Source organism: Streptomyces sp. NPDC036822, assembly GCF_055609145.1.
The window spans coordinates 629,564-653,689 of record NZ_JBVJPY010000002.1; the positions used below are offsets into that span (position 1 = coordinate 629,564).

The 24,126-nt window shown below is 72.2% G+C and carries 21 protein-coding genes; 17 read left to right on the forward strand and 4 right to left on the reverse strand.

What is annotated here, in order from left to right; translation table 11 throughout:
- Nucleotides 1–132 precede the first annotated feature (132 nt).
- The 10 genes from ACZ68P_RS07215 to ACZ68P_RS07260 all read left to right on the forward strand — a co-directional run bounded on the left by ACZ68P_RS07215 (nt 133) and on the right by ACZ68P_RS07260 (nt 13,679).
- Entirely contained in the window at nt 133–1,104 is a 972-nt protein-coding gene (locus tag ACZ68P_RS07215) for an EamA family transporter (protein ID WP_471003766.1), read from the forward strand.
- A 229-nt stretch (nt 1,105–1,333) separates the two neighbouring features.
- Entirely contained in the window at nt 1,334–2,779 is a 1,446-nt protein-coding gene (locus ACZ68P_RS07220) for an aldehyde dehydrogenase family protein (RefSeq protein ID WP_471003768.1), read from the forward strand.
- A gap of 155 nt (nt 2,780–2,934) precedes the next feature.
- Nucleotides 2,935–4,860, forward strand: a complete 1,926-nt coding sequence (locus tag ACZ68P_RS07225) for an acyl-CoA dehydrogenase family protein (RefSeq protein WP_471003770.1) — start codon at nt 2,935–2,937, stop codon at nt 4,858–4,860.
- Between the two features lie 240 nt (nt 4,861–5,100).
- On the forward strand, nt 5,101–6,348 hold the full coding sequence (gene aroA / locus ACZ68P_RS07230; RefSeq protein ID WP_471003772.1) for a 3-phosphoshikimate 1-carboxyvinyltransferase: 1,248 nt from the start codon (nt 5,101–5,103) through the stop codon (nt 6,346–6,348).
- A gap of 34 nt (nt 6,349–6,382) precedes the next feature.
- Nucleotides 6,383–7,633, forward strand: a complete 1,251-nt coding sequence (gene dxr / locus ACZ68P_RS07235; RefSeq protein WP_471003774.1) for a 1-deoxy-D-xylulose-5-phosphate reductoisomerase — start codon at nt 6,383–6,385, stop codon at nt 7,631–7,633.
- Nucleotides 7,630–8,934 (forward strand): M50 family metallopeptidase, encoded by a 1,305-nt coding sequence (locus ACZ68P_RS07240; RefSeq protein WP_471003776.1) that lies wholly within the window; start codon nt 7,630–7,632, stop codon nt 8,932–8,934. The genes dxr and ACZ68P_RS07240 overlap by 4 nt, the downstream gene beginning before the upstream one ends.
- Before the next feature lie 128 nt (nt 8,935–9,062).
- Nucleotides 9,063–10,220 (forward strand): flavodoxin-dependent (E)-4-hydroxy-3-methylbut-2-enyl-diphosphate synthase, encoded by a 1,158-nt coding sequence (ispG, locus tag ACZ68P_RS07245; RefSeq protein ID WP_365722645.1) that lies wholly within the window; start codon nt 9,063–9,065, stop codon nt 10,218–10,220.
- 272 nt (nt 10,221–10,492) lie between these two features.
- Complete coding sequence (locus ACZ68P_RS07250) at nt 10,493–11,338, forward strand: GNAT family N-acetyltransferase (protein WP_471003778.1); 846 nt, start codon at nt 10,493–10,495, stop codon at nt 11,336–11,338.
- Nucleotides 11,339–11,358: 20 nt separating this feature from the next.
- Complete coding sequence (locus ACZ68P_RS07255; RefSeq protein WP_471003780.1) at nt 11,359–11,916, forward strand: GNAT family N-acetyltransferase; 558 nt, start codon at nt 11,359–11,361, stop codon at nt 11,914–11,916.
- 68 nt (nt 11,917–11,984) lie between these two features.
- Nucleotides 11,985–13,679 (forward strand): proline--tRNA ligase, encoded by a 1,695-nt coding sequence (locus ACZ68P_RS07260; RefSeq protein ID WP_471003782.1) that lies wholly within the window; start codon nt 11,985–11,987, stop codon nt 13,677–13,679.
- 115 nt (nt 13,680–13,794) lie between these two features.
- Here ACZ68P_RS07260 and ACZ68P_RS07265 read toward each other — a convergent pair whose 3' ends face one another.
- The 4 genes from ACZ68P_RS07265 to ACZ68P_RS07280 form a co-directional block, all read right to left on the reverse strand.
- Complete coding sequence (locus ACZ68P_RS07265; protein ID WP_471003784.1) at nt 13,795–14,760, reverse strand: slipin family protein; 966 nt, start codon at nt 14,758–14,760, stop codon at nt 13,795–13,797.
- Nucleotides 14,761–14,823: 63 nt separating this feature from the next.
- Nucleotides 14,824–15,723 (reverse strand): aminoglycoside phosphotransferase family protein, encoded by a 900-nt coding sequence (locus ACZ68P_RS07270; RefSeq protein WP_471003786.1) that lies wholly within the window; start codon nt 15,721–15,723, stop codon nt 14,824–14,826.
- 34 nt (nt 15,724–15,757) lie between these two features.
- Nucleotides 15,758–16,186 (reverse strand): ferritin-like domain-containing protein, encoded by a 429-nt coding sequence (locus ACZ68P_RS07275; RefSeq protein ID WP_471003788.1) that lies wholly within the window; start codon nt 16,184–16,186, stop codon nt 15,758–15,760.
- A complete protein-coding gene (locus tag ACZ68P_RS07280) occupies nt 16,183–16,734 on the reverse strand; it encodes a hypothetical protein (protein WP_471003905.1) in 552 nt (183 codons plus the stop codon). Before ACZ68P_RS07280 ends, ACZ68P_RS07275 begins: the two co-directional genes overlap by 4 nt.
- Nucleotides 16,735–16,951: 217 nt before the next feature.
- On the opposite strand from ACZ68P_RS07280, the gene rimP reads away from it, so the two are divergent.
- From rimP to truB, 7 genes are all read left to right on the forward strand, one after another.
- A complete protein-coding gene (gene rimP, locus ACZ68P_RS07285; protein WP_365722629.1) occupies nt 16,952–17,449 on the forward strand; it encodes a ribosome maturation factor RimP in 498 nt (165 codons plus the stop codon).
- 2 nt (nt 17,450–17,451) lie between these two features.
- Entirely contained in the window at nt 17,452–18,459 is a 1,008-nt protein-coding gene (nusA, locus tag ACZ68P_RS07290; protein ID WP_471003791.1) for a transcription termination factor NusA, read from the forward strand.
- Between the two features lie 143 nt (nt 18,460–18,602).
- Entirely contained in the window at nt 18,603–18,881 is a 279-nt protein-coding gene (locus ACZ68P_RS07295; RefSeq protein WP_365722625.1) for a YlxR family protein, read from the forward strand.
- Nucleotides 18,882–19,028: 147 nt separating this feature from the next.
- On the forward strand, nt 19,029–22,121 hold the full coding sequence (gene infB, locus ACZ68P_RS07300; RefSeq protein ID WP_471003793.1) for a translation initiation factor IF-2: 3,093 nt from the start codon (nt 19,029–19,031) through the stop codon (nt 22,119–22,121).
- Nucleotides 22,122–22,261: 140 nt separating this feature from the next.
- Nucleotides 22,262–22,555, forward strand: a complete 294-nt coding sequence (locus tag ACZ68P_RS07305; protein WP_365722621.1) for a DUF503 domain-containing protein — start codon at nt 22,262–22,264, stop codon at nt 22,553–22,555.
- A gap of 29 nt (nt 22,556–22,584) precedes the next feature.
- Nucleotides 22,585–23,034 carry a 30S ribosome-binding factor RbfA gene (gene rbfA, locus ACZ68P_RS07310; RefSeq protein ID WP_471003796.1) on the forward strand — a complete coding sequence of 150 codons (450 nt, stop codon included), beginning with the start codon at nt 22,585–22,587 and terminating at the stop codon, nt 23,032–23,034.
- The gene (truB, locus tag ACZ68P_RS07315; protein WP_471003798.1) at nt 23,034–23,933 is read left to right on the forward strand and encodes a tRNA pseudouridine(55) synthase TruB; all 900 of its coding nucleotides are present in this window, start codon (nt 23,034–23,036) and stop codon (nt 23,931–23,933) included. Before rbfA ends, truB begins: the two co-directional genes overlap by 1 nt.
- Nucleotides 23,934–24,126: the final 193 nt, after the last annotated feature.

The window sequence follows — 24,126 nt, forward strand, 5'->3', positions numbered from 1 at the left end:
GTCGGTGCCCGTGCTCGTACCCGCCGTGCCGGTGCCTGCGTCCTCTCTCCGATGCGCCTCCACCCCCCAGTTCCTGCCCGATGGCGGGCAGATTCCTGGCCTTCGAGTCGCGGATTGCCTAGTCTCCTGCTCATGACAAGCCCCGCCGTCGATCCGGCCTCCGAGGTCCAGACGTCCGCCTCCGGTACCCCCGGGGCCCCCACCCCCCGCGCTCCCCGCCGGATCTCCGGCGCCGTGTGGGCCGCGCTCGGCATCGTCTACGTCGTCTGGGGCTCCACGTACCTCGGCATCCGGATCGTCGTCGAGACCATGCCGCCGTTCCTCTCCGCCGGCGCCCGGTTCGTCACCGCCGGACTCCTCCTCGCCGGGCTCATCGCCTGGCGGCAGGGGCCCGCCGCCCTCAAGATCACGCGCAGGGAACTCGCCTCGGTGGTCGTCGTCGGCCTGCTGCTGATCCTCGGCGGCAACGGCCTCGTCGTGCTCGCCGAGACCTCCATCCCGTCCGGCCTCGCCGCGCTGCTCATCGCCGTCGTGCCCGCCTGGGTCGTCGTCCTGCGGGCCGCGTTCGGCGAGCGGCCCGGCGGCGGCGCCGTCACCGGCGTGCTCCTCGGCCTCGCCGGCCTCGCCGTCCTCACCCTCCCCGGCCTCAGCGGCGACGTGCGGATCGGCGGCGTCCTCCTGGTCATCCTCGCCACGGTCATGTGGTCCGTGGGGTCGTTCTCCTCCGCCCGGATCCCGATGCCCGCGAACCCGTTCACCGCCAGCGCGTACGAGATGATGGCCGGCGGTCTCGGCGGCCTCGCCCTCGGCCTGGTCCGCGGTGAGCAGCACGGCCTCGATCTCGCCGCCGTCTCCACCCGCTCCTGGGCCGCGCTCGCCTACCTGATCGTCTTCGGGTCGCTGATCGCGTTCACGGCGTACGCCTGGCTCCTGCAGTCCGCCCCCCTCTCGCTCGTCGCCACCTACGCGTACGTCAACCCCGTCGTCGCCGTCCTCCTCGGCGCCCTCGTCCTCGACGAGGCCCTGACCTGGCCGATCGCCCTGGGCGGCGCCATCGTCGTCGCGGGCGTCTGCCTCATCGTCACCACCGAGCGACGGTCCTGAGCGCGGCCCGAAAGGACTCGCACGGGGCGGGGCGCCCCGCCGCCACGCTCCCCCGCCGGGGCGACCGCGCCGCGCCCGTCCCGCGCCTTCCTCCAAACCGTCCGAAGGCCCACCCCCCACCACTCCACCACGGATAAACGACGCCTCGCCCCCTCGGCCCTAACGTGGCACGCAGACACGTCAGCGACACCCACTGACGGACCAACCGATACGAAAGGGCCGGGACGCAATGACTGCCACCCACGCCTTCTGGCTCGCCGGCCGCGAGGCCACCGGCGAGGCCACCTTCGACGTCACCTCCCCCTGGGACGGCCGTCTCGTCGGCACGGTGAGCGTTCCCACCGAGGCCCAGGTCGAGGAGGCCGTCGCCGCCGCGCACGCCGTCGTCGACGAGTTCGCCGCCACCCCGGCGCACGTGCGGGCCGCCGCCCTCGACCACGTATCGAAGCGTCTCGTCGAGCGCACCGAGGAGATCGCCCGGCTGATCTCCGCCGAGAACGGCAAGCCCATCAAGTGGGCCCGCGGCGAGGTCGGCCGTGCCGTCTCCGTCTTCCGCTTCGCCGCCGAGGAGGCCCGCCGCTTCAACGGCGGCGAGGCCCAACGCCTCGACACCGACGCCGGTGGCGTCGGCCGTCTCGCGATCACCCGCAGGATGCCCAAGGGAGTCGTCCTCGGCATCGCGCCGTTCAACTTCCCGCTGAACCTCAGCGCCCACAAGGTCGCCCCGGCCATCGCCGTCGGCGCCCCCATCATCCTCAAGCCGGCCCCGGCCACCCCTCTCTCGTCGCTCGTCCTGGGCGAGCTGCTGGCCGAGACCGACCTCCCGGCCGGCTCCTGGTCCGTCCTGACCGTGCCGAACGACCGGATGCCCGCCCTCGTCCAGGACGAGCGCCTCCCCGTCATCTCCTTCACCGGCTCCGACAAGGTCGGCTACGCCATCCAGGAGTCCGTGCCCCACAAGCACTGCACCCTGGAGCTCGGCGGCAACGCCGCGGCCGTCGTCCTCGGCGACTGGGCCTCCGAGGCCGACCTGGACTGGGCGGCGACCCGTATCGCCACCTTCTCCAACTACCAGGGCGGCCAGTCCTGCATCTCCGTGCAGCGCGTCATCGCCGACGCGTCGGTCTACGACCGGCTCGTCCCGAAGATCGTCGCCGCCGTCGAGGCGCAGGGCACCGGCGACCCGTCGGACGACACCACCGACGTCGGCCCGCTCGTCAGCGAGGACGCGGCCAAGCGCGTCGAGGCCTGGGTCGAGGAGGCCGTGAAGGACGGCGCGACCCTCCTCACCGGCGGCAAGCGCGACGGCGCGACCTACGCCCCGACGGTGCTCGCCGACCTGCCGGCCGGCACCACCCTGGCCTGCGAGGAGGTCTTCGGACCGGTCCTCACCCTCAAGAAGGTCGACGGCGAGGCCGAGGCCTTCGCCGAGGTCAACGACTCGAAGTTCGGCCTCCAGGCCGGCGTCTTCACCCACGACCTGCAGACCGCCTTCCGCGCCCACCGCGCCCTGGAGGTCGGCGGCGTGATCGTCGGCGACGTCCCGTCCTACCGCGCCGACCAGATGCCGTACGGCGGCGTCAAGCAGTCGGGCGTGGGCCGCGAGGGCGTCCGGTACGCCATGGACGACTACACCTACGAGCGGGTCCTGGTCCTCACCGGCCTGGCGCTCTAGTCCGTACACCTGTACGGCCCCCTACCGGCGGCCGGAGCCCACTGTGCGGGGGCTCCGGCCGTCCTCTCGTGTTTCCTCACGCTGCGAAATCGGGTACTACGGACGGGTAGCCACAAGCCCCACGAACCCCCGATGAGCGGCGAGGTGAGCTCCGCATGTCCGCACCCACCCAGCGGCCCAAGGTCACGGAACGAGAAGCGCGTCAGGTCGCCGAGGCCGCGCGCGAGCAGGACTGGCGCAAGCCCAGCTTCGCCAAGGAACTCTTCCTCGGCCGCTTCCGACTGGACCTCATCCACCCCCACCCCCTGCCCGCCCAGGAGGACGTCCGGCGCGGTGAGGCCTTCCTCGCCAAGCTGCGGGACTTCTGCGAGACCCGGATCGACGGCAGGCTGATCGAACGCGAGGCCCGCATCCCCGACGAGGTCGTCACGGGCCTCAAGGAGCTCGGCGCGCTCGGCATGAAGATCGACCCGAAGTACGGCGGGCTCGGCCTCACCCAGGTGTACTACAACCGCGCCCTCGCTCTCGTCGGCTCCGCGAGCCCCGCGATCGGAGCCCTGCTCTCCGCTCATCAGTCGATCGGCGTACCGCAGCCCCTGAAGATCTTCGGCACCCAGGAGCAGAAGGACACCTTCCTCCCGCGCCTCGCCCGCACCGACATCTCGGCCTTCCTGCTGACCGAGCCCGACGTCGGCTCCGACCCCGCGCGGCTCGCCACCACGGCGGTGCCGGACGGTGACGACGCCTACGTCCTGGACGGGGTGAAGCTCTGGACCACCAACGGCGTCGTCGCCGACCTCCTGGTCGTCATGGCCCGCGTCCCGAAGTCCGAGGGCCACAAGGGCGGCATCACCGCCTTCGTCGTCGAGGCCGACTCGCCCGGCGTCACCGTCGAGCACCGCAACGCCTTCATGGGCCTGCGCGGCCTGGAGAACGGCGTCACCCGCTTCCACGGTGTGCGGGTGCCGGCCGCGAACCGCATCGGCCCCGAGGGCGCCGGCCTCAAGATCGCCCTGACGACCCTGAACACCGGGCGCCTCTCGCTCCCCGCGATGTGCGTCGGCGCGGGGAAGTGGTCGCTGAAGATCGCCCGCGAGTGGGCGTCCGTACGGGAGCAGTGGGGGAAGCCCGTCGCCCGCCACGAGGCCGTGGGCACGAAGATCTCGTTCATCGCGGCGACCACGTTCGCCCTGGAGGCGGTCGTCGACCTCGCCTCGCAGATGGCCGACGAGGACCGCAACGACATCCGCATCGAGGCGGCGCTCGCCAAGCTGTACGGCTCCGAGATGGGCTGTCTGATGGCCGACGAGCTGGTCCAGATCCGGGGAGGACGCGGCTACGAGACGGCGGACTCGCTGGCGGCGCGCGGAGAGCGGGCCGTCCCGGCCGAACAGCTCCTGCGCGACCTGCGGATCAACCGGATCTTCGAGGGCTCGACCGAGATCATGCACCTGCTCATCGCCCGCGAGGCGGTGGACGCCCACCTCGCCGTCGCCGGCGACATCATCGACCCGGAGAAATCCCTCTCCGACAAGGCGCGGGCGGGCGCGCGGGCGGGCGGCTTCTACGCCCGCTGGCTGCCGAAGCTCGTCACCGGGCAGGGCCAGGTGCCCGGCGCCTACCGGGAGTTCGGCGAGCTGGCCACCCACCTGCGGTACGTCGAGCGGACCTCCCGCAAACTGGCCAGGTCGACGTTCTACGCGATGTCGCGGTGGCAGGGCCGGATGGAGCTGAAGCAGGCGTTCCTCGGCCGGATCGTCGACATCGGCGCGGAACTCTTCGCCATGAGCGCGGCGTGCGTACGGGCCGAGTCGCTGCGGGCGACGGGGGACCACGGCCGCGAGGCGCACCAGCTCGCCGACGTGTTCTGCCGGCAGTCGCGCCTGAGGGTGGAGGAGCTGTTCGGCCGCCTGTGGTCCAACACGGACGACGTGGACCGCAAGGTGGTGGAGAGCGTCCTGGCGGGCGCGTACGCATGGCTGGAGGACGGGATCGTCGACCCCAGCGGCGACGCCCCGTGGATCGCGGACACGCCGCCGGGCCCGTCGACGAAGGAGAACGTCCACCGCAAGATCCGCTGAGGTCTTCCCAGGGCTCCGAGGTCTTCCGGACCTCGGGAGACCCGTGGCGACCCGCTGACGTCCGGCCGCCATGGTGGCCGGACGTCCCGCCGTCCGGAACACCCCCGGCCCCCGGCGGGCACGCGGCCGGAGCCGGCCGGACGTGCCGGGCCCACGGCGGGCAGGCGGCGGAGCCGGCCGGACGTCCCGCCATGCGGAACGACCGCCCACCATCCGGCAACCGCCCGGCACCATGACCCCGTGACCGTCATCGACATCCCCGGCTCCAAGTCCGTCACCGCGCGGGCCCTCTTCCTCGCCGCCGCCGCGCGCGGGACGACCACCCTGCTCAGGCCGCTCGTCTCCGACGACACCGAGGGCTTCGCCGAAGGGCTGAAGGCCCTCGGCTACGAGGTGCGGCAGGAGCCCGGGGCCTGGCACATCGAGGGACGGCCCGAGGGCCCGGCCCGGCGGAGCGCCGAGGTGTACTGCCGCGACGGCGCCACCACCGCCCGCTTCCTGCCCACCCTCGCCGCCGCCGGCCACGGCACCTTCCGCTTCGACGCCTCCCCCCAGATGCGCCGCCGCCCGCTCGGCCCCCTCAGCACCGCCCTGCGCGCCCTCGGTGTCGACCTGCGGCACGAGGAGAACGAGGGCCACCACCCGCTCACCGTCACCGCCCGCGGCATCAGGGGCGGGGCGCTCACCCTCGACGCCGGCCAGTCCTCCCAGTACCTCACCGCGCTGCTGATGCTCGGCCCGCTCACCGCCGAGGGCCTCACCGTCACCGTCACCGACCTGGTCTCGGAGCCGTACGTCGAGATCACCCTCGCGATGATGCGCGCGTTCGGGGCGCGGGTCACCCGGGAGGGCCGTACCTACACCGTCGCCCCCACCGGCTACACGTGCGCGCCCTACCCCGTCGAGCCCGACGCCTCCACCGCGAGCTACTTCTTCGCCGCCGCCGCCCTCGAACCCGGCCGGATCGTCACCGTGCCCGGTCTCGGCACCGGAGCCCTCCAGGGCGACCTCGCCTTCGTCGACGTCCTGCGCCGGATGGGCGCCGACGTGGAGATCACCGAGGCCGCCACCACCGTCCGCGGCACCGGCACCCTGCGCGGCCTCACCGTCAACATGCGGGACATCTCCGACACCATGCCGACCCTCGCCGCGCTGGCCCCCTTCGCCGACGGGCCGGTCCGCATCGAGGACGTCGCCAACACCCGGGTCAAGGAGTGCGACCGGCTCGACGCCTGCGCCGAGAACCTCCGCCGCCTCGGCATCGCCGTCACCACCGGGCCCGACTGGATCGAGATCCGGCCCGGCACCCCGGCCGGCAGCGGCGTGGAGATCGCCACCCACGGCGACCACCGCATCGTCATGTCCTTCGCCGTCACCGGCCTGCGGACCCCCGGCATCACCTTCGACGACCCCGGCTGCGTGCGGAAGACGTTCCCCGACTTCCACCGCGCCTTCCGCGTCTTCGACGCGTTCCACCCCACCCCGTGAAGTCCGGCCGTTCTTTGCGGCAAGAATGGGGGGCATGAGCGACCGCCCCTCTCCTCTCGCCGATCCGCACATCGCCTTCGATCCAGCCGGGGGCCGCCGGGACATCGTCGTCCTCGGCTCCACCGGATCCATCGGCACCCAGGCCATCGACCTGGTCCTGCGCAATCCCGAACGCTTCCGGGTGACCGCCCTCGCCGCGTCCGGCGGCCGGGTCGGGCTGCTCGCGGAGCAGGCGTACCGGCTGCAGGCCGCGACGGTAGCCGTCGCCCGCGAGGACGTGGTCCCCGAGCTCCGGGACGCGCTGAAGCAGTGGTACGGCTCCGAGCCCCTGCCCCTGATCCTCGCGGGCCCGGACGCCGCCACCACGCTGGCCGCCTCCCCCTGCCACACCGTGCTCAACGGCATCACCGGCTCCATCGGCCTGGCGCCCACGCTCGCCGCCCTCGAAGCCGGCCGCACCCTCGCCCTGGCCAACAAGGAATCGCTGATCGTCGGCGGCCCGCTGGTCAAGGAGCGCGCGAAGCCCGGCCAGATCATCCCGGTCGACTCCGAGCACGCGGCCCTCTTCCAGGCGCTGGCCGCCGGCACTCGCGCCGACGTCCGCAAGCTGGTCGTCACCGCCTCGGGCGGCCCCTTCCGCGGCCGTACGCGCGAGGAACTGGCCCACGTCACCCGCGAGGACGCGCTCGCCCACCCCACCTGGGCCATGGGCCCGGTGATCACGGTGAACAGCGCCACCCTGGTGAACAAGGGCCTGGAGGTCATCGAGGCGCACCTCCTCTACGACATCCCCTTCGACCGCATCGAGGTCGTCGTCCACCCCCAGTCCTACGTCCACTCGATGGTCGAGTTCTCCGACGGCTCCACCCTCGCCCAGGCCACTCCGCCGGACATGCGCGGTCCGATCGCCATCGGCATCGGCTGGCCCGAGCGGGTCCCGGACGCCGCCCCCGCCTTCGACTGGTCCACGGCCTCCACCTGGGAGTTCTTCCCGCTCGACACCGTGGCCTTCCCGTCCGTCGGCCTCGCCCGGCACGTCGGCGAACTCGGCGGCACCGCCCCCGCCGTCTTCAACGCCGCGAACGAGGAGTGTGTCGAGGCTTTCCTCGCCGGAAGGCTGCCGTTCAACGGAATCATGGATACGGTCACCGCAGTCGTCACCGAACACGGGACCCCCGCCCGGGGAACCTCCCTCACGGTGCCGGACGTCCTGGAAGCGGAGGCCTGGGCCCGCGCCCGGGCCCGGGAACTGGCGGCGAAGGCAATCGCGGAGGCACGCGCATGACCGCTCTTCTGTACGTCCTCGGGATCGTGCTGTTCGCGTTGGGGCTGCTCGTCTCCATCGCCTGGCACGAGCTCGGGCACCTCTCCACGGCCAAGATGTTCGGCATCCGGGTGCCCCAGTACATGGTCGGCTTCGGGCCTACCCTCTGGTCGAGGCGGAAGGGCGAGACCGAGTACGGCATCAAGGCCATCCCGGCCGGCGGCTACATCCGCATGATCGGCATGTTTCCGCCTGGCAAGGACGGCCGCATCGAGGCCCGCTCCACCTCACCGTGGCGGTCCATGATCGAGGACGCCCGCGAGGCGTCCTTCGAGGAGCTCCAGCCCGGCGACGAGGACCGGCTCTTCTACACGCGCAGGCCGTGGAAGCGCGTGATCGTGATGTTCGCCGGACCGTTCATGAACCTCGTCCTGGCCGTCGTGCTCTTCTTCGGCAGCATGATGGTGCTCGGCATCGAGGGCCAGACCACCAAGGTCGCCGGCGTCCAGAAGTGCGTCATCGAGCAGAGCGAGAAGCGCGACACCTGCGGCGCGGGCGACCCGGAGTCCCCGGCCCACGCGGCCGGCCTCCAGGAGGGCGACAAGATCATCGCCTTCAACGGCGAGCCCGTCGGCGACTGGAACACCCTCTCCGACCACATCCGCGACACCATCGGCCCCGCCACCCTCACCGTCGAGCGCGCCGGTCAGCGCCTCGACCTGCACCCCACGCTGGTCGCCAACGAGGTGCTGAAGAAGGACGAGGACGGCCGGGTCGTCAACCCGCCCGCCTACGTCAAGGCCGGATACCTCGGCTTCGCCTCGAAGTCCGAGGTCATGCCGCTCTCCTTCGGCGAGACCACCGACCGGATGAGCGAGCTGCTGCAGAACGGCGCCGAGTCGGTGATTGCCCTGCCGAGCAAGATCCCCGCCCTGTGGGACGCCACCTTCGGCGACGGCGAGCGCGCCGCCGACTCCCCGGTCGGCGTCGTCGGCGCCGCCCGGCTCACCGGCGAACTCATGACCGTCGAGGCCCCGCCCGAGCGGATCCTCGTGATGTTCATGAACGTCCTGGTGATGTTCAACGTCTCGCTGTTCCTGTTCAACATGCTGCCGCTGCTTCCGCTCGACGGCGGGCACATCGCGGGCGCCCTCTGGGAGTCCGTACGCCGCCACACGGCGCGGATCTTCAAGCGGCCCGACCCGGGCCCGTTCGACGTGGCCAAGCTCATGCCGGCCGCCTACGTGGTCGCGGGCGTCTTCGTCTGCTTCACGCTGCTCGTCCTCGCCGCCGACATCGTCAACCCGGTGAAGCTGACGTGACGCACGGGTGGCCGGACCCCCGGGGTGTCCGGCCGCCCGCCGCCGGGGCGGTAACCTCGAAGACCTGAGCCCGCCGACGTACGGGATCTCGATCCGCATCTTGGCCACACCTTGGGGTTGCACAGCTGATGACCGCGATTTCTCTCGGTATCCCGTCCGTTCCGACCAGGCTCGCCGAGCGGCGCAAGAGCCGCCAGATCCAGGTCGGTTCCGTGGCCGTCGGCGGCGACGCGCCCGTCTCGGTGCAGTCGATGACGACGACCCGCACCTCCGACATCGGCGCCACGCTGCAGCAGATCGCCGAGCTGACCGCCTCCGGCTGTCAGATCGTGCGGGTGGCCTGCCCCACGCAGGACGACGCCGACGCCCTCGCCGTCATCGCGAAGAAGTCGCAGATCCCGGTCATCGCCGACATCCACTTCCAGCCGAAGTACGTCTTCGCGGCCATCGACGCCGGCTGCGCCGCCGTCCGCGTCAACCCCGGCAACATCAAGCAGTTCGACGACAAGGTCAAGGAGATCGCGCACGCCGCCAAGGCCGCGGGCACCCCGATCCGGATCGGCGTCAACGCCGGGTCGCTCGACGCCCGCCTCCTGAAGAAGTACGGCAAGGCCACCCCCGAGGCGCTGGTCGAGTCCGCGCTGTGGGAGGCCTCCCTCTTCGAGGAGCACGGCTTCGGCGACATCAAGATCTCGGTCAAGCACAACGACCCGGTCGTGATGGTCAACGCCTACCGTCAGCTGGCCGCCGCCTGTGACTACCCGCTGCACCTGGGCGTCACCGAGGCCGGCCCCGCCTTCCAGGGCACCATCAAGTCCGCCGTCGCCTTCGGCGCGCTGCTCTCCGAGGGCATCGGCGACACCATCCGCGTCTCGCTCTCCGCGCCGCCGGTCGAGGAGGTCAAGGTCGGCAACCAGATCCTGGAGTCGCTGAACCTCAAGCCCCGCCGCCTGGAGATCGTCTCCTGCCCGTCCTGCGGGCGTGCCCAGGTGGACGTCTACAAGCTGGCCGAGGAGGTCACCGCGGGCCTGGAGGGGATGGAGGTCCCGCTGCGCGTCGCCGTCATGGGCTGCGTCGTCAACGGCCCCGGCGAGGCCCGCGAGGCCGACCTCGGCGTCGCCTCCGGCAACGGCAAGGGCCAGATCTTCGTCAAGGGCGAGGTCATCAAGACCGTCCCCGAGTCGAAGATCGTCGAGACCCTCATCGAGGAGGCGATGAAGATCGCCGAGCAGATGGAGAAGGACGGCGTGACCTCGGGCGAGCCGACGGTCGCCATCGGCGTCTGACGGCCCGCACGGAAGACCGGCCGGCGCGTCGGACACCGCGCCCGCGCGTCGGACACCGCGCCCGCGCGTCGGACACCGCGCCCGCCCGTCGCCCGCCCGTCGCCGGGCCGGCAGCGCCCGAAGCCGCCCAAACGGCTCCCGCACACGTCGCCAAGCCCCGCCGCACCCCCTGCGGCGGGGCTTCGTCGCACCCGTCCGTCCGCTCACCCGACACCTCCCCGACGCGCCAGGTACAGTGCGGAGATCAGCAGACCGCATGGTGAGGCCCCCTCGTGTTGACGCAGACCACCACCCGGGTCCTCGAACCCGCCGACCTCGGCGCCGCGCTCGCCGTCCTGGAGAGCGCCCCTGTCGAGAACGCCTTCGTCACCGCCCGCGTCCAGGCGGCCGGACTCGACCCCTGGCGCCTCGGAGGCGAGATGTGGGGCTGGTACACGGACGGACGGCTGCGCTCCCTGTGCTACTCCGGCGCCAACCTCGTCCCCATCTGCGCCACCCCCGAGGCCGTCCGCGCCTTCGCCGACCGCGCCCGCAGGGCAGGACGCCGCTGCTCCTCGATCGTCGGCCCCGCCGAACCCACCGCGCAGCTCTGGCGGCTGCTCCAGCCCGGCTGGGGCCCCGCCCGCGACGTCCGCTCGCACCAGCCCCTGATGGTCACCGACCAGCCCTCCACGACCGTCCGGCCGGACCCCCTCGTGCGCCGCGTCCGCAAGGACGAGATGGAGGTGATCATGCCCGCGTGCGTGGCCATGTTCACCGAGGAGGTCGGCATCTCGCCCGTGGCCGGCGACGGCGGACTGCTCTACCAGGCCCGCGTCGCCGAACTCGTCGGCTCCGGACGCTCCTTCGCCCGCGTCGAGGACGGCAAGGTCGTCTTCAAGGCGGAGATCGGCGCCGCCACCCCCCAGGCCTGCCAGATCCAGGGCGTCTGGGTCGCCCCGGAGCACCGCGGCAAGGGCCTCTCCGAGACCGGCATGGCCGCCGTCCTGCGCTACGCCCTCGCCGACGTCGCCCCGGTCGCCAGCCTCTACGTCAACGACTACAACACCCCCGCCAGGGCCGCCTACCGACGGGTCGGCTTCCGCGAGGTCGGGGCCTTCATGAGCGTGCTGTTCTAGATTGTTTGTAGGGTGCGCGCATGGATGACGCCCCCGTCACGATCGGACCGGTCGACCTCGCCGCGCGCGTGGACGACGCCCTCGCCGTACAGGCGCTCGCCTTCGGGCTGAGCGAGGACGAGATCGTCGTACGACGCCATATCGTCCTGCGCCATCTGCTCAACCCCGGCGCCCGCGCCTACGGCGCCACCACCCCCGAAGGCCGCCTCGTCGGCTTCGTGTACGGGATGCCCAACGACCGCACCCACTGGTGGTCGAGCGTCGTGGAGCCGTACCTGCGCGCCACCGGCACCGTGGAGTGGCTCGACGACTCCTTCGTCATCACCGAACTCCACGTCCACCCGGCCCACCAGGGGCGCGGCGTGGGCCGGACGCTGATCACCACCATCACCGACCAGGCCGAGCAGCCCCGCTCGATCCTTTCCGCCATCGACACCGAGAGCCCGGCCCGCGCCCTGTACCGGGCCCTCGGCTACACCGACCTGGCCCGGCAGGTCCACTTCCCCAGCGCCCCCCGCCCGTACGCCGTGATGGGCGCCCCGCTGCCCCTGCTGCGGAAGGGTGCCGGGCGGAACTGATTTCCGCCCGCGAGGGCCACGGGGCTAACCTCCTAGCCATCACACTTTTCACCGCAGGAGAGTTCCTCATGGCCCAGGTCCAGCGCATGTCCCGGTTGATGGTCAAGACACTGCGCGACGACCCGGCGGACGCCGAGACGCTCAGCCACAAACTGCTCGTCCGCGCCGGTTACGTCCGCCGCAACGCCGCGGGCATCTGGTCCTGGCTGCCGCTCGGCATGAAGGTCCTGGAGAACGTCTCCCGCGTGGTGCGCGAGGAGATGGACGGGATCGGCGCGCAGGAGGTCCTGCTGCCCGCGCTGCTGCCCAAGGAGCCCTACGAGGCCTCGGGCCGCTGGGAGGAGTACGGCGCCGAGCTGTTCCGCCTCCAGGACCGCAAGGGCGGCGACTACCTCCTCGGCCCGACGCACGAGGAGATCTTCACCCAGCTGGTCAAGGACCAGTGCACGTCCTACAAGGACCTGCCGGTGATCCTCTACCAGATCCAGACGAAGTACCGCGACGAGGCGCGTCCCCGCTCGGGCATCCTGCGCGGCCGTGAGTTCCAGATGAAGGACTCGTACTCCTTCGACACCACGGACGAGGGCCTGGCCGAGTCGTACGCGCTGCACCGCGCCGCGTACATCCGGATCTTCGACCGCCTCGGCCTGAACCACAAGATCGTCTCGGCGATCTCCGGCGCGATGGGCGGATCGGCCTCGGAGGAGTTCCTGGCCCCGGCCGCGGCGGGCGAGGACACCTTCGTCTACTGCCCGAACTGCGCGTACGCCGCCAACACCGAGGCCGTCACCTTCCGCACCGAGCCCGGCGACGCGAGCGCGCACGGCCCGGCCGAGGAGATCGACACCCCCGACACCCCGACCATCGAGTCCCTCGCCGCGCACCTGGACGTTCCGGCCTCCACCACGCTGAAGAACCTCCTGGTCAAGGTCGACGGCGAGATCGTCGGCGTCGGCGTCCCGGGTGACCGCGAGGTCGACCTCGGCAAGCTGGAGGACCACCTGGCCCCGGCCGTCGTCGAGCTGGTCACGGCCGAGGACTTCGAGGGCCGCCCCGACCTGGTCAAGGGCTACGTCGGCCCGCAGGGCCTGGAGAAGGTCCGCTTCATCGCCGACCCGCGCATCGCCCCCGGCACCGCCTGGATCACCGGCGCGAACAAGCCCGGCACGCACGCGAGGAACGTCGTCGCGGGTCGTGACTTCCAGGTCGACGACTACCTCGACGTGGTCGTCGTCCAGGACGGCGACCCGTGCCCCAACTGCGGCACCGGCCTGAAGATGGACCGGGCGATCGAGATCGGCCACATCTTCCAGCTCGGCCGCAAGTACGCCGACGCCTTCCAGCTCGACGTCCTCGGTCAGAACGGCAAGCCGGTCCGCGTCACCATGGGCTCCTACGGCATCGGCGTCTCCCGCGCGGTCGCGGCCCTCGCCGAGCAGCACGCCGACGACAAGGGCCTGTGCTGGCCGGCCGAGGTCGCCCCGGCCGACGTCCACGTCGTCGCCGCAGGCAAGGCGCTCCAGACCGAGCTGGCGCTCGAGGTCTCCGAGAAGCTCAAGGACGCCGGCCTGCGGGTCCTCGTCGACGACCGCGCGGGCGTCTCCCCGGGCGTGAAGTTCACCGACGCCGAGCTGATCGGCGTCCCGAAGATCCTGGTCGCGGGCCGTCGCTCGGCCGAGGGCGTCCTGGAGCTGAAGGACCGCCGCACGGGCGAGCGCGAGGAGCTGACCGTCGACGAGGCGATCGCCCGCCTCGGCGCCTGACACCACCGGCCGGGCCCGTCCCGGCACCGACGTCCGCCACGACCGCCCGCCCCCCCGCGGGACGGCCGTGGCGGACGTCGTCCGTTCCGGGGTCGCGGGCGGCGCGGGAGGGGGCTCAGGCCGCCGTCCCGTCCCGGGGCTCCGGGTCGGCCGGGGGACCGGTCAGGGTCTCGTCCACGACGTCCGGCAGCAGGGGATCCGGGGACATCAGGGAACCCGGTTCGCCCGGCAGCCCGGGCAGCGGGTCCTCGAAGCTCTCGGTCGGAGCCACGGGCGGAGCCGGAGGCGGGGCGGGCTCGCCCGCCGGCGCTCCGGGCTGGTTCTGGGACGCCCGCTCCAGGAACCTCAGCAGCTCCACCGGGAACGGCAGCACCAGCGTCGAGTTCTTCTCCGCCGCCACCGCCACCACCGTCTGCAACAGCCGCAGCTGCAGGGCGGCCGGCTGGCCGGACATCACCCCGGCCGCCTCGGCCAGCTTCTTCGACGCCTGGAGCTCCGCGTCCGCGTTGATCACCCGCGCCCGCCGCTCGCGGTCCGCCTCCGCCTGCCGGGCCATCGACCGCTTCATCGTCTCGGGCAGCGACACGTCCTTGATCTCGACCCGGTCGATCTGCACCCCCCAGCCGATCGCGGGGGAGTCCAGCATCAGCTCGAGGCCCTGGTTGAGCTTCTCCCGGTTCGACAGCAGATCGTCGAGATCGCTCTTGCCGATGATCGACCGCAGCGAGGTCTGCGCCATCTGCGAGACGGCGAAGCGGTAGTCCTCCACCCGCACCAGCGCCTCGGCCGCGTCGATCACCTTGAAGTACACGACCGCGTCCACCCGCACGGTCACGTTGTCCCGGGTGATGCCCTCCTGGGCCGGCACCGGCATCGTCACGATCTGCAGGTTCACCTTGTGCAGCCGGTCGACCACCGGAACGATCATCGTGAACCCGGGCCCCCGCACCCCTTCGCGGAGCCGCCCGAAGCGGAAGACCACTCCCCGCTCGTACTGCTTCACCACGCGCGCGGCGGCCGCGCTGTAGACGGCGACGGCCACACCCACTCCGGCGGCCGCCGAGAGCAGCTCTTCGATCATGACGGCCCCCTGCGGTTCGAGCCGGTCAAAACACTACGAAAAGGGTATTCCCCGCGGGGGTGCCTACAACCAGTCCGCGAACTCGAGCAGCAGCTCCGCGTCCTGCCGCCGACCCGCCGCCAGCGCGCGCGTGCCCGACTCCACGGCGCGGAACAGCGTCCAGCCCCGCAGCCGCTCCCGGTCGACGTCCAGGGAGTCGGCCAGCTTGTTGACCCGCCGGCGGGCCGTCGAGGCCCCCGCGGAGGAGGCGACCAGGTCCTCGACGCGGTCCCTGACCAGCCGCGCCAGGTCGTAGGCGCGCTCGCCGACCAGGGGCTCGGGGCCCACGGCCAGCCACGGCGACCGGTCACCACCGAGGACCTTGCCCTGGCGGAAGCAGCCGTGCAGCAGCAGCGTCTCCGCCGGGTCCGCGACCAGCCCCTCACGGGCGTCCAGCGCCGCCGCGGTCAGCTCGCCCGCCAGCGCGTCGCTCCGGTAGGGGGCCATGGCGGCGGCCTGCCGGGCGCTGCGCTCGGCGACGGATTCGAAGCCGTGCCCCACGGAGGGCTCGACCCAGAGCCGCCGCACCGTTCCGGCCGCCTCGAGCAGCGCCTTCGCCTCCGGCAGGGAGCGCAGCGACACCTCGGGGTGGAGCCGCTCCAGGAGCAGCCCGCCGCCCCCGGTCTCCCCGAGCAGCCGCACCGCGCCCCAGCCGTTCCAGTGCGCCAGAGCGTCCCGCTCCAGGTCGGGGCGGGCGGCCTCGGGGGCGATCTTCAGCGCCGCGGGGGAGCCGTCCGGCTGTCGTACGAGGGCGACGAGGCTGCTCCGTCCGCCCGGCGCCATCACGCGTTCGGCGTCCAGGGACGCCTGGTCCAGCGCGTCGCGGGTCAGCCCGGGGAGCCGGTCGAGCCACTCGGCCGCGACCGCGTCCCCGTACGTCTCGCCGAGCGCCCGCACCAGTCGCTGCGGCGGTTCGAAACCCATGCGTGCGTTGTTCCTTCTGCAGTTCGGAGCCTCGTCAGGGCCGGGCGGGTGCCAGCTCGGCGAGCCCAGGAAAGGTTACGTCGCCGCCGCGCCAGCGGACGGCCCGTACCGCCGCCTCGCGCAACGCGGCGGCGGCGTCCCGGCGCAGCGGCCCCCGGGCGGCGCGCACGAGGTCGGAGTACACCCCGGCCACCCGGTCCTCCAGGACGGTCGCCAGCCGCACGGCCGCCGCGGTGTCCGGCACCGGGAAGGGCAGCTCGTACGCGGCCGCGGCGGCGGCCGGTTCGCCGCCCAGGTCCCGTACGGCCCGGCGCAGCACGTCACGGCGCGCCCGGTGCCCGTCGTACGCCGCCGCTGCCTCCGCGCGCCGCTCGGCGCCGATCCGGCCGCCGACGACGCCGTAGCCGTACACCGCCGCGTGCTCGGCGGCGAGGGCGGCCTGGGCCGCGTCGAGGGCGCTCATCCGCGGGCTCCTTCGGTCAGCAGGTACGCGTGCGCCGCACCGGCCGCGGCCACCGAGGCGAGCAGCCGGGCGTACTCGGGCGGCGCGTCGAGCAGCGCTGCCGTGTGGGCGTCGGCGGTGGTGCGGACCGCCGAGGTCAGCTCCCGCAGCGCGGCGGCCGGGTCGGCCGGTACGGGGGCGGTGGCCGATGCCGAGGGCCGGACGCCGGCGGAGCCGCTCGGCGCGGTGGCCCCGGGGCTCGCGGCGGGACCGTGGGGCCCGTCGGCGGCGGCGGTGGTCCCGTCACCCGGGGGAGCGGAGGCGGCCGGGTCGCCCGTCCCTCCCTCGCCCAGCGCCTTCGTGTGCGCCGCCACCGAGGCCCGCAGCGGCGCCAGCCGGGTCCCCAGCGACGGGTGCGCGGCGAGGACCGCGTCGTACCGTGCCAGCAGCGACGCGCTCGCCGCCACCGACCTGCGGCGCAGCGCCGCCTCGGCGCGGGCGGCCAGGTCGGCGGCCGACGGCCCGCGAGGGCCGCCGCCGGTGCCGGAGGTGCAGCCGGCCGACGTCATCACGCCGGCCCCCGCCGCCAGGAGCGCGCGCCTGCCGACCGTCCCCGTGCGCCCCACGTTCGCTCCCTCTGCCTCGATCCACGCTCTCGAAGATCACCGCAGGCGAGCGTACCCGCGGCCCGGCCCCGTGGACGGCAACACCCCTTGGGACCGGATACCCTTTGGTCTGACACGCGACGAAACCCACAACAGCACACGCGGCCGAGGAGTCACCCGGATGAGCACCACCCAGAGCGACAGGCTGCGCGGACTCCTGGAGCCGCTCGTCCACGCGAAGGACCTGGATCTCGAGGAGATCGAGGTGTCCCGGGCCGGCCGCCGCGGACTGCTGAGGATCATCGTCGACTCGGACGAGGGCGTCGAACTGGACGCCTGCGCCGAGCTGAGCCGCGCCATCTCCGAGAAGCTCGACGAGACGGACGCGATGGGCGAGGGCGAGTACGTCCTCGAGGTCAGCTCGCCCGGCGCCGACCGTCCGCTGACCCAGCACCGGCACTACGCCCGTGCCACCGGCCGTCTGGTCAAGCTGCAGCTGCGCGAGGGCGACGACGTGATCGCCCGGATCCTCACCGTGGACGACGACGGCCTCGACCTCGAAGTGCCGGGCGTGAAGGGGCGCAAGCCCACCGCCCGCCGGGTCGAATTCGCCGACATCGTCAAGGCGCGTGTCGAGATCGAGTTCAACCGCAAGGACAAGAAGGAAGAGGAGGCGTAGCCGTGGACATCGACGTGAAGCTCCTGAAGGGCTTGGCACAAGAGAAGGAGATCTCCTTCGACCTGTTGGTCGAGGCGATCGAGTCGGCCCTCCTCATCGCGTACCACCGCACTCCGTCGGCCCGCCGCCACGCGCGCGTGGAGCTGAACCGGCAGACCGGTCACGTGACGGTGTGGGCGAAGGAGGACCCCTCCGAGCTGGAGGAGGGCCAGGAGCCCAAGGACTTCGACGACACCCCGTCCGACTTCGGCCGGATCGCGGCGAGCACCGCCCGCCAGGTCATCCAGCAGCGGCTGCGCGACGCCGAGAACGACATCACCTTCGGCGAGTACGCCCGCCGCGAGGGCGACATCGTCGCCGGCCAGGTGCAGCAGGGCAAGGACCCGAAGAACGTCCTCGTCAAGCTGGACGACAAGCTGGAAGCCATCCTTCCGGTGCAGGAGCAGGTGCCGGGCGAGAACTACACCCACGGTCTGCGGCTGCGTACGTACGTCGTCCGGGTGGCCAAGGGTGTCCGCGGCCCGTCCGTCACCCTTTCCCGCACCCATCCCAATCTGGTGAAGAAGCTCTTCGCCCTGGAGGTGCCCGAGATCGCGGACGGTTCCGTCGAGATCTCGGCGATCGCCCGTGAGGCCGGTCACCGCACCAAGATCGCCGTGCGCTCCACCCGATCGGGCCTGAACGCCAAGGGCGCCTGCATCGGCCCGATGGGCAGCCGCGTGCGCAATGTCATGGCGGAGCTGCTCGGCGAGAAGATCGACATCGTGGACTGGTCCGACGACCCGGCCGAGATGGTCGCCAGCGCCCTGTCCCCGGCCCGGGTCTCCAAGGTCGAGATCGTCGACCTGGCCGCCCGCTCCGCCCGGGTGACCGTGCCGGACTACCAGCTCTCCCTGGCCATCGGCAAGGAAGGGCAGAACGCCCGGCTCGCCGCCCGTCTCACCGGCTGGCGCATCGACATCCGCCCGGACACCGAGCAGCCGGAGGGCGACGAGCGCGACCGGCACTGAGCCGTTCGGGCCGCACGCCGTACAGGCCGCACGAAGGAATAGATCACGCCGTGGTGACGTTCTGCTACGACGAGATCACGACAAACGACCGTTCGACCGCTGCCCTGAACGGGTGAGGTCGCTACGGGGAGGTAGACTTAAGCGTGTCTGGCCGGACGCATGCCCGCGTATGCCCTGAGCGAACCTGTGTGGGATGCCGGGAGCGAGCGGCCAAGAGCGATCTGCTGCGCATCGTGGCGGTCGAGGGCGCATGCGTCCCCGATCATCGCGGTACGCTGCCCGGCCGGGGTGCGTATCTGCACCCCGCCTCGGTCTGTCTCGACCTGGCGGTCCGCCGCAGGGCGTTCCCGAGGGCCTTCAAGGTCCAGGGACCGCTCGAAGCGGCTTCGGTCCGCCGGTTCGTCGAGCAGGCAGCACCGTAAGAAGAAGTACGGCACGGATAACCGTGCGGTCAGGTACCTCGCGAGTTGGAAGTAGGTCGAGATTGCGATGAGCACTCGATGAGTACGCGATGAGTACGCCCATGAAGTAGCGACGGTCCGGCGGTAACCGGACCTAAAAGGAGCGAAGTGGCTAAGGTCCGGGTATACGAACTCGCCAAGGAGTTCGGTGTGGAGAGCAAGGTCGTCATGGCCAAGCTCCAAGAACTCGGTGAGTTCGTGCGTTCTGCGTCCTCGACGATCGAGGCGCCGGTCGTGCGCAAGTTGACTGATGCACTGCAGGGGCCCGGCGGCAACGCCGGCAAGTCCGCTGCCAAGCCGGGCGCGCCTCGCAAGGCCGCCCCCTCGAAGCCCGCGGCGCCGTCTCCGGCCGCCGCGGCGCGTCCCGCTGCCCCCAAGCCCGGCGCACCGGCTCCCAAGCCGGCCCCCGCCGCGCCCGCGGCGCCGGTCACTCCGGCCGCGCCCACCAGCAGCACCCCTTCTCCGGCTCCGGCCGCCTCGGGCCCCCGCCCGGGCCCGAAGCCCGCGCCCAAGCCGGTCACCCCGGCTCCGGCGGCCCCCGAGTTCACCGCGCCCCCGGCGGCCCCCGCGGCCGGTCCGCGTGCCGGTGGCGGTGCCCCGGGTCCGCGTCCCGCCGGCGAGCGTCCCGCCCGTCCGGGTCAGGGCGCGCCGCGTCCGCAGGGCCAGGGTGCCCCGCGTCCCCAGGGCCAGGGCGCCCCGCGCCCCGGCGGCGCTCGTCCGGCCGGTCCCCGTCCGGGCAACAACCCCTTCACCTCGGGTGGCTCCACCGGAATGGCGCGCCCGCAGGCGCCCCGTCCCGGTGGCGGCGCTCCCCGTCCCGGCGGCCCCGGGGCCGTTCCGGGTGCCCCGCGTCCGCAGGGCGGCCCCGGCGGCGCCCCGCGCCCGCAGGGTCAGGGCGGTGCCCGTCCCACTCCCGGTGGCATGCCTCGTCCGCAGGCCCCCCGTCCGGGCGGCGCGCCCGGCGGTAACCGTCCCAACCCGGGCATGATGCCGCAGCGTCCCGCTGCCGGCCCGCGCCCCGGTGGCGGTCCCGGCGGCCGTGGCCCCGGTGGCCCCGGTGGCCGTCCCGCCGGTGGCGGTGGCGGTCGTCCCGGCGGCGGCGGCTTCGCCGGCCGTCCGGCCGGTCCCGGCGGTGGCGGCGGCGGCTTCGCCGGCCGTCCCGGTGGTCCCGGTGGCGGCGGCGGTCGTCCGGGTGGTCCCGGCGGTGGCGGCGGCTTCGGCGGTCGTCCCGGCGGCTTCGGTGGACGTCCCGGGGGCCCCGGTGCCCGTGGTGGCACGCAGGGCGCCTTCGGTCGCCCCGGCGGTCCCGCGCGTCGTGGTCGCAAGTCGAAGCGTCAGAGGCGCCAGGAGTACGAGGCCATGCAGGCCCCGTCGGTCGGCGGCGTGATGCTGCCCCGTGGCGGCGGCGAGACCATTCGCCTGTCGCGCGGTGCCTCCCTCACTGACTTCGCCGAGAAGATCGGCGCCAACCCGGCGTCGCTCGTCGCGGTGATGATGAACCTCGGTGAGATGGTCACGGCCACGCAGTCCGTCTCCGACGACACGCTGACGATGCTCGGCGAGGAGATGAACTACACGGTTCAGATCGTCTCCCCGGAGGAGGAGGACCGCGAGCTCCTCGAGTCCTTCGACATCGAGTTCGGTGAGGACGAGGGCGGCGAAGAGGCTCTGGTCTCCCGTCCGCCGGTCGTCACCGTCATGGGTCACGTCGACCACGGTAAGACCCGACTCCTCGACGCGATCCGCAAGACGAACGTCGTCGCGGGCGAGGCCGGTGGCATCACCCAGCACATCGGTGCCTACCAGGTGGGTACCGAGGTCAACGGCGAAGAGCGTCGCATCACCTTCATCGACACCCCGGGTCACGAGGCGTTCACCGCCATGCGTGCCCGTGGTGCGAAGTCGACCGACATCGCGATCCTCGTGGTCGCGGCCAACGACGGCGTCATGCCGCAGACGATCGAGGCGCTCAACCACGCCAAGGCCGCCGGCGTCCCGATCGTCGTCGCGGTCAACAAGATCGACGTCGAGGGTGCCGACCCGACCAAGGTCCGCGGTCAGCTGACCGAGTTCGGTCTGGTGGCCGAGGAGTACGGCGGCGACACGATGTTCGTCGACATCTCCGCCAAGCAGGGTCTGCACATCGACTCCCTGCTGGAGGCCGTCGTCCTCACCGCCGACGCCTCGCTCGACCTGCGGGCCAACCCGAACCAGGACGCGCAGGGTATTGCGATCGAGTCCCACCTCGACCGCGGTCGCGGTGCCGTCTCGACCGTCCTGGTCCAGCGCGGAACGCTGCGCATCGGCGACACCGTGGTGGTCGGCGACGCGTACGGCCGCGTCCGGGCGATGCTCGACGACAAGGGCAACAACGTCGAGGAGGCGACCCCGTCGACTCCCGTCCTGGTGCTCGGTCTCACCAACGTGCCGGGTGCCGGCGACAACCTCCTGGTCGTCGACGAGGACCGTACGGCCCGTCAGATCGCCGAGAAGCGCGCCGCGCGTGAGCGCAACGCCGCCTTCGCCAAGCGTGTCCGCCGGGTGTCCCTCGAGGACCTCGACAAGGTGCTCAAGGCCGGTCTGGTCCAGGAACTCAACCTCATCATCAAGGGCGACGCGTCCGGTGCGGTCGAGGCTCTCGAGTCCTCGCTGCTCCAGCTCGACGTCGGTGAAGAGGTCGACATCCGGGTCCTGCACCGCGGTGTGGGTGCGGTCACCGAGTCCGACATCGACCTGGCGATGGGCTCCGACGCCATCGTCATCGGCTACAACGTCCGTGCGGCCGGCCGTGCCGCGCAGATGGCGGAGCGCGAGGGCGTCGACGTCCGGTACTACTCGGTGATCTACCAGGCCATCGAGGAGATCGAGGCGGCCCTGAAGGGTCTCCTCAAGCCGGAGTACGAAGAGGTCGAGCTCGGCACGGCGGAGATCCGCGAGGTCTTCCGCTCGTCCAAGCTGGGCAACATCGCCGGTGTCCTCATCCGCTCCGGCGAGGTCAAGCGCAACACCAAGGCGCGTCTGGTCCGCGACGGCAAGGTCATCGCCGAGGACCTCACGATCCACGGTCTGCGCCGCTTCAAGGACGACGTCACCGAGATCCGCGAAGGCTTCGAGGGTGGTATCAACCTCGGAAACTTCAACGACATCAAGGTCGACGACGTCATCGCGACGTACGAGATGCGCGAGAAGCCGCGCGCCTGAGCGCAGCGGTAGGTCGGGGCCGGTCGGCGGGAGTTATTCCGTCGATCGGCCCCGGCCGTTGCGTGTACGGTTCTGGTGTTCCTGCCAAGCGACGGCGTGGCGGGCCACCGAACCCGAACCGGCGGGACATCCGGCACTACATGTACGTGGGGACTCTGTCCTTCGATCTGCTCCTCGGCGACGTTCATTCGTTGAAGGAGAAACGCTCCGTCGTCCGGCCCATCGTCGCCGAGCTCCAGCGCAAGTTCTCCGTGAGCGCGGCCGAGGTGGGCGACCAGGACCTCCATCGCAGGGCCCGGCTGGGCGTCGCGCTGGTGTCCGGGGACCCGGGGTTCCTGTCGGACGTACTGGACCGCTGCGAGCGGCTGGTGGCGGCCCGGCCCGAGGTGGAGCTGCTGTCGGTGCGACGACGGCTCCACACTGATGAAGACTGAACGAGCAAGGCAAAGAAGGAGAAGGACCAGTGGCCGACAACGCGCGGGCGAAGAAGCTGGCGGACCTCATCCGGGAGGTGGTCGCCGAGAAGCTGCAGCGCGGCATCAAGGACCCGCGCCTGGGTACGCACGTGACCATCACGGACACCCGCGTCACCGGTGACCTGCGGGAGGCCACGGTCTTCTACACGGTCTACGGCGACGACGAGGACCGGGCCAGCGCGGCGGCCGGCCTGGAGAGCGCCAAGGGCGTGCTGCGTTCCGCGGTGGGCCGGGCGGCGGGGACGAAGTTCACGCCCACCCTGACCTTCGTCGCGGACGCCCTCCCGGAGACCGCCAAGACGATCGAGGACCTCCTCGACAAGGCGCGCGCCTCCGACGCGCAGGTCCGCGAGGTCTCCTCCGGCGCGCAGTACGCCGGCGAGGCCGACCCGTACCGCAAGCCCGAGGACGAGGACGAAGAGGGCACCACCGCCTGATGAGCAACGCAGGGAAGACGCCCGACGGGCTTGTCATCGTCGACAAGCCGTCGGGCTTCACTTCGCACGACGTCGTGGCCAAGATGCGCGGGATCGCCCGGACCCGCCGGGTCGGTCACGCGGGAACGCTCGACCCGATGGCGACGGGCGTCCTCGTCCTCGGCGTGGAGCGGGCGACCAAGCTCCTCGGGCACCTGGCCCTGACCGAGAAGGAGTACCTCGGCACCATCCGCCTCGGCCAGACGACGGTCACCGACGACGCCGAGGGCGAGATCACGGCGTCCGTGGACGCGTCGAAGGTGACGCGCGAGGCGGTCGACGCGGGCGTGGCGGAGCTGACCGGCGCCATCATGCAGGTGCCGTCGAAGGTCTCCGCCATCAAGATCGACGGCAAGCGGTCGTACGCGCGGGTGCGCGGCGGCGAGGAGTTCGAGATCCCGGCCCGTCCGGTGACGGTCTCGTCCTTCCAGGTGTACGACATGCGGGACGCCGTCGCCGAGGACGGCACGCCCGTCGTCGACCTGGTCGTCTCGGTCGTCTGCTCCTCCGGTACGTACATCCGCGCCCTCGCCCGTGACCTGGGCGCCGGACTCGGCGTCGGCGGCCACCTGACCGCGCTGCGCCGGACCCGGGTCGGGCCGTACAAGCTGGACGCCGCCCGGACCCTGGACCAGCTCCAGGAGGAGCTGACGGTCATGCCGGTCGCCGACGCCGCCTCGGCGGCGTTCCCCCGCTGGGACGTCGACGAGAGGCGGGGCCGGCTGCTGCTGAACGGTGTCCGCCTGGAGATGCCGACGTACCCGCCCGGGCCGGTCGCCGTCTTCGGGCCGGAGGGCGGGCTGCTCGCCCTGGTGGAGGAGCAGAAGGGCAAGGCCAAGAGCCTGGCCGTCTTCGGCTGACGGACGACGCGGGCGGCGGAGCGTGACGACCCGGCGCCGCGTCCGCGGGGATTCCATCGTGGAGCGGGCACGCGCGCGTGCCCGCTCCACGATCCCCCTCCGGAGGGTTTCTCTCCACGCCAGGCCGCGTATTCACTCCTTCGGACGGGCGCTCGGAGTGAAACAGGGGTGCACGAGGGGGCGCGTTCGGCCT

Coding starts and splice junctions, on each gene's coding strand:
- ACZ68P_RS07240 (WP_471003776.1), top strand. CDS start 7,630: ATGACCGCTCTTCTGTACGTCCTCGGGATCGTGCTGTTCGCGTTGGGG.
- ACZ68P_RS07305 (WP_365722621.1), top strand. CDS start 22,262: ATGTACGTGGGGACTCTGTCCTTCGATCTGCTCCTCGGCGACGTTCAT.
- dxr (WP_471003774.1), top strand. CDS start 6,383: ATGAGCGACCGCCCCTCTCCTCTCGCCGATCCGCACATCGCCTTCGAT.
- ACZ68P_RS07220 (WP_471003768.1), top strand. CDS start 1,334: ATGACTGCCACCCACGCCTTCTGGCTCGCCGGCCGCGAGGCCACCGGC.
- ispG (WP_365722645.1), top strand. CDS start 9,063: ATGACCGCGATTTCTCTCGGTATCCCGTCCGTTCCGACCAGGCTCGCC.
- ACZ68P_RS07265 (WP_471003784.1), bottom strand. CDS start 14,760: ATGATCGAAGAGCTGCTCTCGGCGGCCGCCGGAGTGGGTGTGGCCGTC.
- ACZ68P_RS07280 (WP_471003905.1), bottom strand. CDS start 16,734: ATGACGTCGGCCGGCTGCACCTCCGGCACCGGCGGCGGCCCTCGCGGG.
- ACZ68P_RS07215 (WP_471003766.1), top strand. CDS start 133: ATGACAAGCCCCGCCGTCGATCCGGCCTCCGAGGTCCAGACGTCCGCC.
- ACZ68P_RS07260 (WP_471003782.1), top strand. CDS start 11,985: ATGGCCCAGGTCCAGCGCATGTCCCGGTTGATGGTCAAGACACTGCGC.
- ACZ68P_RS07270 (WP_471003786.1), bottom strand. CDS start 15,723: ATGGGTTTCGAACCGCCGCAGCGACTGGTGCGGGCGCTCGGCGAGACG.
- truB (WP_471003798.1), top strand. CDS start 23,034: ATGAGCAACGCAGGGAAGACGCCCGACGGGCTTGTCATCGTCGACAAG.
- ACZ68P_RS07225 (WP_471003770.1), top strand. CDS start 2,935: ATGTCCGCACCCACCCAGCGGCCCAAGGTCACGGAACGAGAAGCGCGT.
- rimP (WP_365722629.1), top strand. CDS start 16,952: ATGAGCACCACCCAGAGCGACAGGCTGCGCGGACTCCTGGAGCCGCTC.
- ACZ68P_RS07275 (WP_471003788.1), bottom strand. CDS start 16,186: ATGAGCGCCCTCGACGCGGCCCAGGCCGCCCTCGCCGCCGAGCACGCG.
- ACZ68P_RS07255 (WP_471003780.1), top strand. CDS start 11,359: ATGGATGACGCCCCCGTCACGATCGGACCGGTCGACCTCGCCGCGCGC.